We start from the raw sequence: 16,148 nt of genomic DNA on the forward strand, positions 1-16,148 counted from the left end.
ATAAGGCCGGCGCCCGGCAACCGACCTCAATGGCCTGAATGAAGTGCCTGCAACGCATCGGCCACGGTGTGGAAGGAGCCGAACACCAGCACGCGGTCGCCTGGCTGCGCCTCCGCCAGCACCGCATGCAGCGCACCGGCCACATCGCCATGGCAGGCCGCCTGTGCGGCGGCGGTGCCCTGCAGGCGGGCGCGCAAGGCCTCGGCCGACTGCCCACGCGCGCCCTCCAGCCCGGCCAGTGCCCATTGGTCCACACACCCGGTCAACGCCTCGACCACACCGCGCACATCCTTGTCCGCCAGCGCCGCATACAGCGCAACGGTGGTGCCGGCCGGCGTGGCGGTGCCCAGCGCCTGGGCCAGGGCACGCGCGGCCTGCGGGTTGTGGCCGACATCCAGCATCAGCTCCACCCCATCGCGCGCGACCCGCTGCAGGCGGCCAGGCAGCTGAGCGGCGGCCACACCCTGGGCCCAGGCGGTTGCAGGCACCTCGACCGGCAACGCCTGCAATGCGGCGATCGCCGCCGCTGCATTGGCCAGCTGCACCGGCGCCTGCAGGGCTGGCATCGGCAGCTCCAGGGTCTGCGCAACATCGCGCCAACGCCAGTGCTGCGCATCGATGGGCTCATGGAAATAATCGCTGCCGGCGCGGATGGCGTTGGCGCCCAATTGGTAGGCGCGCCCCAACACACTGGATGGCGGGTCGATTTCGCCCAGCACCACCGGCTTCCAGCCGCGGATGATGCCGGCCTTTTCCGCACCAATCGCCTCGCGGTCCTCGCCCAGCCAATCGGTATGGTCGATGTCCACGGTGGTGATCACCGCCACATCGGCATCGATGATGTTGACCGCATCCAGACGCCCGCCCAGGCCGATTTCCAGCACCGCCAACTCTAGCGCGGACTGCTGCAACAGCCACAGCGCGGCCAGCGTGCCGAACTCGAAATAGGTCAACGCGGTGTCCCCGCGCGCCGCCTCCACCGCAGCGAACGCGGCCACCAATTGCGCATCGCTCGCCTCGACCCCGTCGATACGCACGCGCTCGTTGTAGCGCAGCAGATGCGGCGAAGTGTAGGCGCCCACCTTCCAGCCGGCTGCGCGCCCGATCGCTTCGATGAAGGCCACCGTGGAGCCCTTGCCGTTGGTCCCGCCGACCACGATCACGTGCGCGGCCGGCGCTGCGATCTGCAGACGCGTAGCAACTTCGCGCACACGTTCCAGGCCCATGGCGATGACGCTGGGATGCTGTTGCTCGATGTAGGCAAGCCAGTCGGAGAGTGTGTTGGGGGTGGTCACTGTGCTACCTGAGGTCTTGCGGGCAGCGCGCATTATCGCGGTTGCCCGGGCCCTGGACTACCAGCAGCAGCTTTTCATCCTTGACCCCCAGACGCCTGCTGTCTGCCATCCGTGAGCAGGCGGCAACGCGCTGAACCTGAGGCGACACCTATCCGGCCAACATGACGACCACACCGTGGCGCGTCATTGTGGACCGTAGATTTCCACAATGTGTGTCCCCAATCGTGAGCGCTGCCCTTTCAATATCACCGCGACCTGCTGCTGTGGATAGCGGTGATACAGGTCTTCGTGGATGCAGAGGTAATCTGGAAACCCATGTTCCATTGGCCCACCCCGCAGCCGATATTCACAGGTGCTTCGACTCGATTGATGGTCCGTCTGCATGACGTACGCTTCTTCGAATGAACCGCCAATGGCCCAGGTCAGCAACCAGGGTGCCGTTTTTGCCAGCAACAACCACGACACAAAGCCCAGCATCACCGGTGTTGCGAAGAACATGAAGGCACTGAAAATACGCCCGTGTCCGTCCAGGTCCGTTGGTCGACCAAGACGCCGGTTGTGCCTGCGCAGCCACACCGTCAGCACGATGCCAACCGCTAAACATGGCCATTTCAAAGTGCGTCCTTGCAAAAATTGTGCAGGAACGAAATCGGCAAACAGGCCCAAGACAAGCAGACCCATCACGGCGAAGAACGTTCCGATCTTCATCCATGCAAACAGTTTCGATGTCACTTGATCATCCTGACGAGGTACGTTGGAGCGTGCGCCGAATTACGGCAGGGCCGACGCGATGCGCATGCCCAGCACCGACCGCTGGCCACGCACCCGCATCGCAACCGGCTGGTCCGGATGCCGCCGATACAACTGCTCACTGATGCACAGATGGCTCGGGAAACGATCTTCGAGCGGACCGCCGCTCAACCGGTATTTGCAGGTCCGCGCATTGCGCACGTATTCGGTTTGCATGAGGTGGGTTTCTTCAAAACCCACGCCCGCGATACGCGTGTAGATCCACGGCGCGCCTCTGGCCAGCACGATCCAGCACAGCAGCCCCAACAACGGCGGCGCCAGGCAGATCGCAAGCACGGTGGTGATCAGCTGCTTGCCGACGACCACCTTCCATCCACCGAAGCGATAGCCCTGCACGACGATAAACGCCGTCATTGCCGCGCCCAGCAGCCACATCGGCGCAATCCAGTTCCGCCCGGACATGAAGGGTGCGGGGATGAAATCGGAGAAGCTCCCCAGCGCCAACAGGCCGGCTACTCCCGCGAGCGCCGTCATACGGAACGCTTTTGGCCAGCGGGGCGGTGTTACGGTCGAACGCGCCATGGCGTCTTCCAGCGTCCTTGCTGCACGTGGCCTTACAACGCCCGATGCTTGGCTTCACCAAAGAACGGCGTGTGGTGCGCGCAGTCGTTGAGGCGGACCACTTCCAGGTGATCGACGTCGTCGCCTTCGAGCAGGTTGAGCGTGGTGGGGGCCTGGCGGAAGCTCCACAGCTTGGACAGCGGCAGGCCCAGGATCTTGCACAGGATCACGCGGTTGACCGCATCGTGCGCGACCACCAGCAAGGTGTCGTCTGCACCCAGGCCGTCGGCGGCGCGCGCCAGACCGCGCCAGCTGCGATCGAGCACCTGACGCAGCGATTCGCCGCCGGGCATCAGCACGGTGTCGGGTTCTTCGCGCCATGCGCGCAGGCGTGCCGGATCCTTGTCATTGATTTCGCTTGCAAGCAACCCTTCCCATTCGCCATGGGCGATTTCCTGCAGGTCCGCATCGGTCTGCAGCAAGCCTGCGCGTGCACTGCCAAGCGCCAACGTTGCGGTGGCCTGTGCACGCGAGAGTGGCGATGCCACCGCGCGGGTGATCTGCAAGGCCTGCAGACGCGCGCCCAGCGCGGCGGCCTGCCCTTCGCCGACCGGTGACAGCGGGATATCGATCTGGCCCTGGTAACGGCCTTCGGCGTTCCACCGCGTCTCGCCGTGACGGGCAAGCAGGATGCGCATGCGCGAGAGATTCCTTGGGGAGGGGCCGGCTCGCCTTGCGGCCAGACGGGAGCGGCATGATACCGCCCTCGCCGCCTCCCCGGGCCGCGAATCAGCCAGACGGTGATCTGGTCGGCGCACCGTCCCGCACGCTGCATGTCACCCGCACGACAGCCAGCACCCGCGGCTGGCTCAGGCGCGACCGAGCGCCGGGTCGCTGCGACTGGGCTTGCCGGTTTCCAGGTGCCCGGCCAGCCGGCGGCGGAACGCGCTGCCCGGCTGGTCCACCACAATGTCATACCAGTGATCGCTCGCCGCCAATGCCAGGCGCAGGGTGTGGCGCTGCCCTGCGGCCAACTGCAGCGGCTGTGTGGCCGGCTCGGCGTACTCCAGCGCGCGCACCTGCAGCGTGCACGGCTGGCGCCCAGCATTGCCGATCTCCAGCACCAGCAGCTCGCCATCCTGACGCGCCTGCACCCACGGCGCAGCCAACGCCGGCTGCTCGGCACCTAAATTCCCTGCGAACTCGCGCAGGAACCCATTCGGGCCGTGCACGCGCAATGCATACGCGCCGTCGTGCACCGCGCCCATCGGCACGTCGTCCAGCTGAGTGCCGGGCAAGACGGTGTAATACCAGGGGCCGCCTGTCGCCGCGGACGTGTACACGTTGAAGGCAGCTGCAGCGGCGCCGGTGTTGACGAACTGCAACTGCACGCCGCTGTCATCGTGGACACGCGCATGCACCTGCAACGCATACGGCAGCGCGCGCGCGGGCCGCTGCCCTGGTTCCTGCCGCGGCATCTGCGCGGTGGTTGGCGGCACCGGCAGCGGTTTGTCGCGCACCGCGGCCGTGCGTGCGCGGTAGTCGCCGATCGCTGGCAGCGCGCTCAGCGCGGAATGGTCCGGCTGGCGGAAGTCGAACACGCTGGTGAGATCGCCACTCACCGCGCGTCGCCACGGGCTGATGTTGGGTTCGGCCACACCGAAACGGCGCTCGAGCAAACGCAGCACAGAGGTGTGGTCGAACACCTGCGAGTTGACCCAGCCGCCGCGCGTCCAGGGCGAGATCACCAGCATCGGCACGCGAATGCCCAGCCCCACCGGAACGCCCTCGTGCACTTCGCCGCGCGCGTCCACGTTACTGCGGCCCATGCGCGCATCCAGCGCCGGCAGCGGTGCAGGCACGTGATCGAAGAAGCCGTCGTTCTCGTCGTAGTTGATGATCAGCGCGGTCTTGGACCACATCTCGGGATTGGCGGTGAGCGCATCGATCAGCCGCGCCACCAGCGATTCGCCATATGCCGGCGGCGCTTCGGGATGTTCGCAATAGGCGGTGGGCGGGATCACCCACGACACCTGCGGCAGTCGGTTGGCTTGTACATCGGAGGCGATGGCTGCGACCAGATGATCGGCCTGCGTGGTGGCGGCATTGTCGGCAGTGGACCCCGGGACGCACGCACGTGCGCGTCGATAGCGCTCATCGTTGCGATCCAGATCGCGATAGTGCGCAAAGTACGCCAGCGAATTGCAGCCGAAGTTGTCGTACTCCTGATACACCCGCCAATCGACACCGGCCGCCTGCAGCCGCTGCGCGTAGGTGGTCCATTGCATCGCGGCGTAACCGGGTTTGTCGCGCGCCATGTCGGCGGTCCAGTTGCCGTCGTCGGCATTGGTGACCGTCTGCGCACCGGTGTTGCCCACGCTCAAGCCGCTGGTACCGGTGAACAGATACATGCGATTGGGATTGGTGGGCCCGTGCAGCGAGCAGAAATAACCATCGCAAATGGTGAACGCATCGGCGAGCGCGTGGTAGTACGGAATATCGCTGCGCTGGAAATAGCCCATCGTCAGCTCGCCCTTGTACGGCACCCAGGCGTCGTATTCCTGCCAGCGCAACGGGTCTTGCCCATGGCCGGCTTTCCAGGAGTGATCCAGGCTCTTGATCAGCGGCGCGCAGGTGTTGCGCGCATCGAAGGCGAACGGCAACACACGTCGCCCGTCGCTGGCGGCCTGGCTCCACACCGGGTTGCCGTCGCGCAACTGCAGCGCACGCGGGTCGCCGAAGCCGCGCACACCGCGCATGGTGCCGAAGTAATGATCGAAAGAGCGGTTTTCCTGCATCAGGATCACCACGTGTTCGATGTCGCGCAAGGTACCGGTGCGTGCGTTTGCCGGCAGTGCGAGCGCGCGTCCGATCGAGGCGGGTAGCGCACCGGCAGCCGTCAGTGCTGCCACACGTTTGAGAAAGTCGCGACGCGAGGGGGAAGCCGTCATGGAAGAAAAACCTTTGGAAAACACTGAAAAAGACGGCGTGCCGCAGCGGCGCGCGACGCCAGTGCACACGTATAGCCCCCGCACGCGACAGTTTTGCGACAGCCACCGTCATCAATGTTTCATGAGCCGTTGACACCCTGCGTCGCGAAACGCCGGTCTTGCACCGTGCGTCCGCCCTCAGCCGTGCTCGAACAGGATTCCCCCATGACTTCCGCCCGTCGTTTCCATGTCACGCCACTGGCACTCGCCCTCGCCGTGCTGCTTCCCGTCATCGCACACGCCGCCGACCCTATCCCCGCCAGCGCGGCGGACGCGCCGGTAACGCCCGCCGATGCGGCTGGCAACGCGACCCAGCTGGATGCGATCAACGTGGTCTCGCAAGGCAGCACGCGGCAGGTGCAACGCATCAGCCGGCAGGACATCGAGCAGCTGACACCGGGTAGCAGCGCCTTCAAGGCGGTGGAAAAGCTGCCCGGCGTGCAGTTCCAGTCCGCCGATCCCTTCGGCACCTATGAGTGGTCCACGCAGGTCACCTTGCATGGCTTCGACCAGAGCCGCCTGGGCTACACGCTCGACGGCATCCCGCTGGGCAACATGAGCTACGGCGTCACCAACGGCCTGCACATCACCCGCGCCATCATTTCCGAAAACCTCGGTTCGGTAGAGATCGCACAAGGCGCCGGCGCGCTCGGCACTGCGTCCAACACCAATCTGGGCGGCACCATGCAGTTCTACTCCGCCGACCCGCAGACCACGCCCGGCGCGCGGCTGGTGCAGACGGTGGGCAGCGATGCAACGCGACGCACCTTCGTGCGCGCCGATACCGGCGATCGCAATGGCCTGTCGGCGTATCTGTCCTACGCCAACGCCAGCACCGACAAGTGGAAGGGTTTCGGCGATCAGCAATCCGAGCAGGCCAACCTCAAGACCGTGTACCAGTGGGGCGATGGCAATCGTCTGAGCCTGTTCCTGGATACCTCGCGGCGCAAGGAATACGACTACATGGACTTGTCGTTGACCAGTCAGCGCGCGCTGGGTTGGGACTACGACTACCTGCAACCGGATTGGGCCACCGCGGTGCAGATGGCGCGTGCGTATCAAAACACCGGTGCGACCAGCGGCGTGGCCAACGGCTATCCGCAGTCGCTGGCCGGATTGCCGGACGACTACAGCTGGCTCGATGCCAGCTACTACGCTGGCGGTGGCCTGCGCCGCGACAATCTTGCCGGCCTGTCGGGCACGTTCGTGTTTGGCGGTGCAACCCTGGATGCCGCCGGCTACTACCACGCCAATCGCGGCGAGGGGCAGTGGGTGACGCCGTATGTCGTCACCTCGGCGCAGATCCCAGTCTCGATGCGCACCACCGACTATGGCCTGGACCGTTTCGGTGGTACCAGCGCATTGAAGTGGTCGTGGGGCAATCACGATCTGGAAGCCGGCGTGTGGGCCGAGAATGCACGCACCACGCAAGGGCGCAATTACTTCGCGCTGGGCAACGAGGGCTACACCTCGCTGTACAACGTGTACGAAGCGCAGACCCCGTTCCGCCGCGATTTCCAGCAGCGCTACACCACCCAGACCCGCATGCTGTACCTGCAGGACACCGTGCGCCTGCTCGATGACCGCCTGACCGTGAACTACGGCGCAAAGGCGCTCAGCACCACTACGCGCGCGCAATCGCTGGTGCCGACCACCGCGCTGGCGCAAGGCCGCATCCGTGCCGAAGACAACTTCCTGCCGCAAGTCGGCGTGAACTACAAACTCGACGAACGCCAGGACATCTACGCCTCCTACAGCAAGAACATCGCCGCGTTCGGCTTTACGCCGTTCGCCACCTCGCAGGCCGCGTTCGACCGCAGCCGCTCCACGCTGGAGCCGGAAGAATCGCAGACGGTGCAGGTGGGCTACCGCGTGCAGGACGCGCAATTCCAGCTCTCGGCCGACGCCTACTTCACCAAGTTCTCCAACCGCCTGCTGACCACCTCGCCGTGTACGGCCGTGCAGACCTGCGCATCGATCCTGAGCAACGTGGGCGCTGTGCACAGCGCCGGCGCCGACCTGGCGTTGATGTGGCGCCCGATCGAGGGCCTGAGCTGGTTGAACTCGCTGTCGTGGAATCGCTCGCGCTACCAGGACGATTACCTCAACAACGGCGTGGTCGCCACCGCGGGCAAGGACGTGGTCGGCATTCCGGCGTTGATGTTCTCTTCCAGCGCGAGCTACCAGATTGGCAACCTGCGGCTGGATCTGGACGGCAAGTATGCCGACAAGCGCTACATCACCTTCCTCAACGATTCGCAGGTGCCCTCGTACTGGCTGTTCAATGCCGGCGCGCGCTATGACTTCGGCCGCCTTGGCGGCGTAGCCGATGTCGCGCTGGCCTTGAACATCACCAACCTCACCGACAAGCGCTACTTCGCCAGCACCGGCACCAATGGCTATGTCGCCTCCGATCCGAATGGCTACAACCAGACCATGGTGGTGGGCGCGCCGCGGCAGACCTTCCTGAGCCTGGATGTGAAGTTCTGACGCAGGCGAATGAACAGTGCGGTGTTGGATGCGCGTTGCTTCCGCGAGTGAAATGCGGTGCAACGCCAGCGCATTGAGGAGTCCACCGTAGTGGCGCCTTCTCCGGCGCCAGCAGGTTCTCGACCCAAGCCCCTCGCCGTCGGGAGAGGGGTTGGAGACAGCGGATGCCGGCAGCGGCGCTGGATGGCACGGCCATCAAGCGCCGCACGTTGCGTCATCCGTTCCTGCCAGGCACTTTTCTTCAGGGGCAAGCTCTGGCGGGCTGATCCACCGCGCCACCAGTCGATCGCAAGCATCAGTCCGCTAGGGCGGCTCTGCGAGGCTCACATGCGTCTGTCTCGCACGCCTCCGGATCTCTCCATCAGGCACGGGCATTGCCCATTCCGCGACATGATCGACCGCAACACGCTCAACGCCACACGCTTGACGCGCCTCCTGCTCCACCCCGTCGCCTACCAGGCCGAGTCCCACCGCAATCGTGCACCGCCGCATGGCGCCGACGCCCGGCCGCATATAATTGCCGGCTTATCTTTCACTGAGCAGGTCCCGCCAGATGGCGCAGACGATGAAGGCGCTGGTCAAGCGCGAAGCGAGCAAGGGCATCTGGCTGGAACAGGTCCCTGTGCCCACCCCGGGCCCGAATGAGGTCCTGATCAAGCTGGAAAAGACCGCCATCTGCGGCACCGACCTGCATATCTACCTGTGGGACGAGTGGAGCCAACGCACCATTACGCCGGGCCTGACCATCGGCCACGAGTTCGTCGGCCGCGTGGCCGAGCTCGGTTCGGCGGTGACCGGCTACCAGGTCGGCCAGCGCGTGTCGGCCGAAGGCCACATCGTCTGCGGGCATTGCCGCAACTGCCGTGGCGGCCGCCCGCATCTGTGCCCCAACACGGTGGGCATCGGCGTCAACGTCAACGGCGCCTTTGCCCAATACATGGTGATGCCGGCCAGCAACCTGTGGCCGATCCCAGACCAGATCCCCTCCGAGCTGGCCGCCTTCTTCGACCCCTACGGCAACGCCGCGCATTGCGCGCTGGAATTCGATGTCATCGGCGAAGACGTCCTGATCACCGGCGCCGGCCCGATCGGCATCATTGCCGCCGGCATCTGCAAGCACATCGGTGCGCGCAACGTGGTGGTCACCGACGTCAACGACTTCCGCCTCAAGCTGGCCGCCGACATGGGCGCCACGCGCGTGGTCAACGTGTCCAAGACCTCGCTCAAGGACGTCATGGCCGACCTGCACATGGAAGGCTTTGACGTGGGCCTTGAAATGAGCGGCAACCCACGCGCGTTCAACGACATGCTCGATTGCATGTACCACGGCGGCAAGATCGCGATGCTCGGCATCATGCCGCGCGGCGCTGGTTGCGATTGGGACAAGATCATCTTCAAGGGCCTCACCGTGCAGGGCATCTACGGCCGCAAGATGTACGAGACCTGGTACAAGATGACCCAGTTGGTGCTGTCGGGTTTTCCGCTGCAGAAAGTGCTGACCCACCAGTTGTCGATCGACGAGTTCCAGAAGGGATTCGACCTGATGGAAGAAGGCAAGGCCGGCAAGGTCGTGTTGAGCTGGAACTGAGTAACCGCTCCACCGCTGTGAAACACAAAAGGCGCCGGAAGGCGCCTTTTGCATGTCAGCCTCAGTGATTATCTCGACACGCATCACCGGCGCTGTCGCTTCGCTGCCTGCTGCACCAATAACTGATTGCCCTACCCCCGCCCTCATGCCCGCAGCACGCTCCAGTGTTCCGGCAAATGCCCTGTGCGCAGCGCCTTGCTTACGGCCAGGTCACCGTCGCCGTGGCGACCAGATGGTTCTGCGAATTCTGCCGGCCAAATCCGAACTCCGCCGCTTCGCTGGTGTCGTAGTAGCCCACGCTCAAACCGAGCGGGCCGAACGCCTTGCCCACGTTCACCCCGAAATCGTTGTAGTCGTGGTCCACCTGGCTAAGCGAAGAGGTATAGATGCTGTGGCCCGCGTGCGCGCCAAAGGTGAAGTCGTACGGCAGCGTCCAGTTGGCGTCCAGCGCGTAGTAGTAACCATCGGTCTTGGTGCCGTACAGATCGTTGGTATAGGCAACCGTGACGCTGTAGGTTTTCAGGAACGTGGTCTTGGTGATCAGTTCGGCGTAATTCGACGCGCCCGCTCCCAGATACTGGTAACGGTTGACCATGACATCGACATTCCAGTTGGCCCCTAGGTCCTTGTTGTAGCCGACAAAACCATCCACTTCCCAATCCGGATCGCCCGCGCCGTAATCGACGTTGGAAGTCCAGGTGCCGATGTACAGGCCAAACGGTGTCTTGTAGGTCAGCCCGGCCTGAAACGCAGCCTCTTCGTTGGTCTGCGAAATGCCGCGGAACAGGTAATCGCTGGTCACCGCGAAGGTGCCGGTGAACGGTGAGGCGGGTGCGTCTTCGTCCTGTGCCTGTGCCAACGGCGCGGCACCCAGGAGCAACAGCGACAGGCAACAAGCAAGCGAGGATGGCTTCATCGGGCATCTCCTGGAGCGGTGGGCGGTCGGATTGCATGAAGCGAGACTGCACAGACTTATTAGTCCAACTGCCATTGCAGTGCAACATAAATGTCGCGCTCGCTTGACCTGGCGCACATCCTTCGACGGCAGGCCGTGCGACTCAGCCTCCCTTTCATCGACCGCCGACGCACAATCTTGATGCGCGCACTGCAGGATGAAGACGCGTCACAGCCCACGACCGACGCCACTCTTACGACTCCTCAGTCACCGCTAACCACTCACACATTCGAGCTCAACAGCCCAGCGCCAACCGGTGATGCATCAGGCCGGAAACACCCCGTAATGCCGCGCAGCCAGCCGCAGTTGCTGGCCTGCCGTGATGGTGCCCGCTGATGCCGGCAGTTCTACTTCCACTTCATTGCCCGCCGCGTCCAGGATCGCGCGCACCCGCAGGCGGGCGCCGCTGCGTTGTGCCCAGGCCACGGTGGCCGGCCAGCCATCGGCGTCCGGCACCAGATCCTCGGGGCGCACGTAGACTTCCACCGGGCCCGCAGCCAGTGCCGGGTTGGCCGACGGCAGCGCATGACCGGCCACCTGGATCTGGCCGTGCGCAAGCACGCCCGGAATCCGGTTCACCGCACCGACGAACGAGTACACGAACGGCGACGCTGGCGTGTCGTAGACGCGCGCCGGCGTATCGAGCTGTTCGATCCGGCCGCGGTTGAGGATGGCCACGCGGTCGGCCAGTTCCAGCGCTTCTTCCTGATCGTGGGTCACGAACACCGTGGTCAGGCCGGTTTGCTCGTGCAATTCGCGCAACCAGCGGCGCAGGTCGCGGCGCACCTGTGCATCCAGGGCACCAAAGGGCTCGTCCAGCAGCAGCACGCGCGGCTCAATGGCCAGTGCGCGCGCCAGCGCCACACGCTGACGCTGCCCACCAGACAACTGGGTCGGGTAACGCTGCTCCAGACCCTGCAACTGCACCAGCGCCAGCAGCTCTTCCACGCGTGCGCGGATGCGCGCTTCGGCCCAGCGCTCCTTGCCGCGCCGCACGCGCAGCCCGAACGCGATGTTCTCGAACACATCCATGTGCTTGAACAGGGCGTAGTGCTGAAACACGAAACCCACCCGCCGCGACTGCACGCTCATGCGGGTGGCGTCTTCGTCGCCGAACAGCACCTGCCCACCGTCGGCATGCTCCAGCCCGGCCATGATGCGCAACAACGTGGTCTTGCCCGAGCCGGACGGCCCCAGCAGCGCCAGCAACTCGCCCTGGCGCACGTCCAGGGTGATGTCGTCCAGTGCGGTGAAGCTCGCGAACTGCTTGCGCAGATGGCTGATACGGATGCCCATGGTCACCTCAGTGGCGGTGGTTGGCGGCGAGCGCATCGCCATGCCGCCATTCCAGATATGTCTTCACCGCCAGGGTCAGCAGCGCGGTCAATGCCAGCAGCGAGGCGCATGCAAACGCAGCGCTGTAGGCGTATTCGTTGTAGAGAATTTCCACGTGCAGCGGCAGCGTATTGGTGCGCCCACGGATATGCCCGGACACCACCGACACCGCGCCGAATTCGCCCATCGCCCGCGCCGCGCACAGCAGCACGCCATACAACAGGCCCCAGCGAATATTGGGCACGGTCACGCGCCAGAACATTTGCCAGCCGTTGGCGCCCAGGCTCAGTGCCGCCAGTTCCTCATCACTGCCCTGCTGCTCCATCAGCGGCATCAGCTCGCGCGCGATGAAGGGAAAGGTCACAAAGGTTGTCGCCAGCACGATGCCCGGCAGCGCAAACACAATGCGCGGCAGCTGGATCAGCACCACGCCCAGTGCCGGCAATTCCACCCGCCAGCCTTCATCGATCAATGGCCAGGCCCAACCGTTGCGGCCGAAGATCAACACGAAGATCAAGCCCGCCACCACCGGCGATACCGAGAACGGCAGGTCGATCAGGCTGATCAGCAGGCGTTTGCCCGGGAACTGGTGCTTGCTCACCGCCCATGCGGCGGCCACGCCGAACACCAGGTTCAGCGGCAATACCACCGCGGTGACCAGCAAGGTGAGCTTGATCGCCGACAGCGCATCCGGATCGACCAGCGCGTGCAGAAACGTCGCCCAGCCACCACGCAGCGCCTCGGCGAACACCAGCACCAGTGGCAGCAACAGGAAGGCCAGCAAGAATGCCAATGCGCCAAGAATCATCAGCCACTGCACCCAGCGCGGCTCGCTGGTGGCCGACTCGGTGATGCGGCGTGCCTGTCGGGCAGTGGCAGTGCTTTGCAGCATGGTGGGCAGCGGCGAAACGGCGTCGGTCATGCGCTGCTGCGTTGATAGCGCAGCAGGCGTGCCTGCAGTGTATTGACCACCAGCAGGATCACGAACGACAGCAGCAGCATCGCCGCGGCAATCGCAGTGGCGCCGGCGTAGTCGAACTCCTCCAGGCGAATGGTGATCAGCAGCGGCGCGATCTCGGTCGCGTTGGGCAGGTTGCCGGCGATGAAGATCACCGAGCCGTATTCGCCCACGCCGCGCGCAAACGCCAGCGCAAAGCCGGTCAGCACCGCCGGCCACAGTGCCGGCAACACCACCCGCCAGACCGACTGCCAGCGCGAGGCGCCCAGCGTGGCCGCGGCCTCCTCGATCTCACGCTCGCTCTCGGCCAGCACCGGCTGCACCACCCGCACCACGAACGGCAGCCCCACGAACACCAGCGCAATCACGATGCCGAGCTGCGTATAGGCCACCTTGATGCCGATCGCCTCCAGCCAGCGGCCCACCCAGCCATTGCCCCCATACAGCGCCGTCAGCGCGATACCGGCCACCGCCGTTGGCAAGGCGAACGGTAGGTCGATCACCGCATCGAACAGGCGCTTGCCGGGAAAGCGATAACGCACGAACACCCAGGCCACCCAGGTGCCCATCACCGCGTTGAACGCACCGGCAGCGAATGCCGTGCCAAAGCTCACCCGCAGCGCCGACAGCACGCGCGGCTCGCTCCAGACCCGCCACAGGCCATCCCAGCCCAGCCCGCTGGTCTTGATGAAGACACCCAGCAGCGGAATCAACACGATCAGCCCCAGCCAGGTCAGGGTGATGCCCAGGCTCAGTCCAAGACCCGGCATCACGCGTCTGCGCGATGCCCGCGCCGGAGGGGGTGCAACCGACATCTGCATCGCCTACTTGCTGGCCTGGATCTGGTCGAACAACCCACCATCGGCGAAATGTTCCTGCTGCGCCTTGTCCCAGGAGCCGAATGCCTCCTGGATGGTCACCAGCTTGATGTCAGGGAGCCGCGCCAGGTCATTGCGGTCGGCAAATTCCGGATGGCGCGGGCGGTAGAAGTGCTTGGCGGCCAGCTTCTGGCCTTCCGGTGCATAGAGAAACCGCAGATAGGCTTCGGCCACATCGCGTGTACCGTGCTTGTCGACGTTCTTGTCCACCAGCGCCACCGAAGGCTCGGCCAGGATCGACAGCTTCGGCACCACGATCTCGAACTTGTCCTTGCCCAGCTCCTGGCTGGCCAGCAGGGCCTCGTTCTCCCAGGCCAGCAGCACATCGCCAATGCCGCGCTGGGCAAAGGTGGTGGTGGCGCCGCGTGCGCCGGTATCCAGCACCGGCACGTTGCGGAACAGCGCGCGCATGTAGCGCAGGGTGCGCTCGCGGTCGCCCTTGAAGATGTGGTCCGCGTAGGCCCAGGCCGCCAGATAGTTCCAGCGTGCACCGCCGGAGGTCTTGGGGTTGGGCGTCACCACCGACACGCCGGAGCGCAGCAGGTCCGGCCAGTCCTTGATGTTCTTCGGGTTGCCCTTGCGTACCAGAAACACAATGGTCGAGGTGTACGGCGCACTGTTGTCGGGCAGGCGCTTTTCCCACGCGGTGTCGATCAGCTTGGCCTTCTGCGCGATCGCATCCACGTCGTAGGCCAGCGCCAGCGTGACCACGTCGGCCTCGATGCCATCGATCACCGCGCGCGCCTGCTTGCCGCTGCCGCCGTGCGAGGTCTCCACACTGACGGTGTCCTGTGGATGCTGCTGCTTCCATTGCGCAGCAAAGGCCGTGTTGTACTCGCGATAGAACTCGCGGGTGGGGTCGTAGCTGACGTTGAGCAGATTGATCTCACGGGCGGCAGCCGGGCCGGCCAGGGCCAGCAGCGTGCCGAACACCGCGGCAATCAGGCGGAAGCGGGAATGGGTCACAACGATCTCCTGGCCGATGGGGCGCAGCCTGAACAGCAAGCATGCCATGCTGCGCAGCGGCACGCGGCCGGTGAAATGACATCCACGCAGGCGCTTATGCCAATTTTGCATGACGTAGTGGTATGCCACCGTGATCGTTAAAATTGCGCCTCTTCCTGCCACTGCGATCGCCATGACCAACGCTCCCGCCGCGCTGACCGCCCATTACGCCGCCGAACTGGAATCGATCCAGTCCCAGGGGCTGTTCAAGTCCGAGCGCATCATCACCGGCCCGCAGTCGGCACAGATCACGCTGGCCGACGGCCGCAGCGTGCTGAACTTCTGCGCCAACAATTATCTTGGCCTGGCCGACCATCCGGACATCATCCAGGCCGCCAAGGATGCACTGGACACGCACGGCTTCGGCATGGCCTCGGTGCGTTTCATCTCCGGCACCCAGGACCTGCACAAGCAGCTCGAACGCACCATCGCCGACTTCTTCGGCACCGAAGACACCATCCTCTACGCCGCCTGCTTCGATGCCAACGGCGGCCTGTTCGAGCCATTGCTCGGCGAGCACGACGCCATCATTTCCGATGCGCTCAACCACGCCTCCATCATCGATGGCGTGCGCCTGTGCAAGGCCAAGCGCTTCCGCTACGCCAACTGCGACATGGCCGATCTGGAAGCGCAGCTGCAGGCCGCCGATGCCGCCGGCTGCAAGACCAAGCTGATCACCAGTGACGGCGTGTTCTCGATGGACGGCTTCATCGCCCCGCTGGATGAAATCACCGCGCTGGCACGCAAGTACAACGCGCTGGTGCACATCGACGAATGCCACGCCACCGGCTTTTTGGGCGCGACCGGGCGCGGCTCGGCCGAGGTCAAGGGCGTGATGGACCAGATCGATATCTTCACCGGCACGCTGGGCAAGGCAATGGGCGGCGCGTTGGGCGGCTTCACCACCGCCAAGCGCGAAGTCATCGAACTGCTGCGCCAGCGCTCGCGGCCGTACCTGTTCTCCAACTCGCTGCCGCCGCACGTGGTGGCTGCCGGCATCAAGGCCTTCGAGATGCTGGACGCGGCCGGCGAGCTGCGCACGCAGCTGGTGGAAAACACCCGCTACTTCCGCGAGCGCATGACCGCTGCCGGCTTCGACGTGAAGCCCGGCGTGCATCCGATCAGCCCGGTCATGCTGTACGACGCACCGCTGGCGCAGCGCTTTGCCGAGCGCCTGCTCGAAGAAGGCATCTACGCCATCGGCTTCTTCTTCCCGGTGGTGCCCAAGGGGCAGGCGCGCATCCGCACCCAGATCAGCGCCGCGCACACCCGCGAGCAACTGGATCAGGCGATCGACGCCTTCACCCGAATCGGTCACGAGCTCAAGGTCATCGGCGGCTGAG

Annotated in this window: 13 protein-coding genes; 3 read left to right on the forward strand and 10 right to left on the reverse strand. The window is 65.0% G+C overall.

Going from position 1 to position 16,148, the window contains the following annotated elements; translation table 11 throughout:
* Positions 1 to 26: 26 nt before the first annotated feature.
* The 5 genes from folC to ACD584_RS09240 form a co-directional block, all read right to left on the reverse strand.
* Positions 27 to 1,295, reverse strand: coding sequence for a bifunctional tetrahydrofolate synthase/dihydrofolate synthase (gene folC / locus ACD584_RS09220; protein WP_076036299.1), 1,269 nt, complete (start codon positions 1,293 to 1,295; stop codon positions 27 to 29).
* Positions 1,296 to 1,478: 183 nt separating this feature from the next.
* Positions 1,479 to 2,003, reverse strand: coding sequence for a hypothetical protein (locus tag ACD584_RS09225; RefSeq protein WP_019237909.1), 525 nt, complete (start codon positions 2,001 to 2,003; stop codon positions 1,479 to 1,481).
* A gap of 63 nt (positions 2,004 to 2,066) precedes the next feature.
* Positions 2,067 to 2,579: a hypothetical protein gene (locus ACD584_RS09230; protein ID WP_175611816.1), complete on the reverse strand. Its 513-nt coding sequence runs from the start codon at positions 2,577 to 2,579 to the stop codon at positions 2,067 to 2,069.
* A gap of 80 nt (positions 2,580 to 2,659) precedes the next feature.
* A complete protein-coding gene (locus tag ACD584_RS09235) occupies positions 2,660 to 3,304 on the reverse strand; it encodes a histidine phosphatase family protein (protein WP_372357284.1) in 645 nt (214 codons plus the stop codon).
* Between the two features lie 171 nt (positions 3,305 to 3,475).
* On the reverse strand, positions 3,476 to 5,557 hold the full coding sequence (locus tag ACD584_RS09240) for a phosphocholine-specific phospholipase C (RefSeq protein WP_076036302.1): 2,082 nt from the start codon (positions 5,555 to 5,557) through the stop codon (positions 3,476 to 3,478).
* A gap of 114 nt (positions 5,558 to 5,671) precedes the next feature.
* Here ACD584_RS09240 and ACD584_RS09245 point away from each other — a divergent pair, with 114 nt between their 5' ends.
* Entirely contained in the window at positions 5,672 to 8,086 is a 2,415-nt protein-coding gene (locus ACD584_RS09245; protein WP_076036303.1) for a TonB-dependent receptor, read from the forward strand.
* Positions 8,087 to 8,639: 553 nt separating this feature from the next.
* The gene (gene tdh / locus ACD584_RS09250) at positions 8,640 to 9,674 is read left to right on the forward strand and encodes an L-threonine 3-dehydrogenase (RefSeq protein ID WP_014506840.1); all 1,035 of its coding nucleotides are present in this window, start codon (positions 8,640 to 8,642) and stop codon (positions 9,672 to 9,674) included.
* A gap of 199 nt (positions 9,675 to 9,873) precedes the next feature.
* On the opposite strand, the gene ACD584_RS09255 is transcribed toward tdh, so the two are convergent.
* From ACD584_RS09255 to ACD584_RS09275, 5 genes are all read right to left on the reverse strand, one after another.
* A complete protein-coding gene (locus ACD584_RS09255; protein WP_011036158.1) occupies positions 9,874 to 10,590 on the reverse strand; it encodes a TorF family putative porin in 717 nt (238 codons plus the stop codon).
* A gap of 303 nt (positions 10,591 to 10,893) precedes the next feature.
* The gene (locus ACD584_RS09260; protein ID WP_011036157.1) at positions 10,894 to 11,925 is read right to left on the reverse strand and encodes a sulfate/molybdate ABC transporter ATP-binding protein; all 1,032 of its coding nucleotides are present in this window, start codon (positions 11,923 to 11,925) and stop codon (positions 10,894 to 10,896) included.
* A gap of 7 nt (positions 11,926 to 11,932) precedes the next feature.
* Positions 11,933 to 12,886 (reverse strand): sulfate ABC transporter permease subunit CysW, encoded by a 954-nt coding sequence (gene cysW, locus ACD584_RS09265; RefSeq protein WP_070692074.1) that lies wholly within the window; start codon positions 12,884 to 12,886, stop codon positions 11,933 to 11,935.
* Entirely contained in the window at positions 12,883 to 13,743 is an 861-nt protein-coding gene (cysT, locus tag ACD584_RS09270) for a sulfate ABC transporter permease subunit CysT (protein ID WP_042596249.1), read from the reverse strand. The genes cysW and cysT overlap by 4 nt, the downstream gene beginning before the upstream one ends.
* A 3-nt stretch (positions 13,744 to 13,746) precedes the next feature.
* Complete coding sequence (locus ACD584_RS09275) at positions 13,747 to 14,766, reverse strand: sulfate ABC transporter substrate-binding protein (protein WP_076037777.1); 1,020 nt, start codon at positions 14,764 to 14,766, stop codon at positions 13,747 to 13,749.
* A 172-nt stretch (positions 14,767 to 14,938) separates the two neighbouring features.
* Between ACD584_RS09275 and kbl the strand changes: the two genes are divergently transcribed.
* Positions 14,939 to 16,147, forward strand: a complete 1,209-nt coding sequence (kbl, locus tag ACD584_RS09280) for a glycine C-acetyltransferase (RefSeq protein ID WP_076036304.1) — start codon at positions 14,939 to 14,941, stop codon at positions 16,145 to 16,147.
* Position 16,148 lies beyond the last annotated feature (1 nt).

The organism is Xanthomonas sp. NCPPB 2922, assembly GCF_041520885.1.
GTDB lineage: Bacteria > Pseudomonadota > Gammaproteobacteria > Xanthomonadales > Xanthomonadaceae > Xanthomonas > Xanthomonas campestris.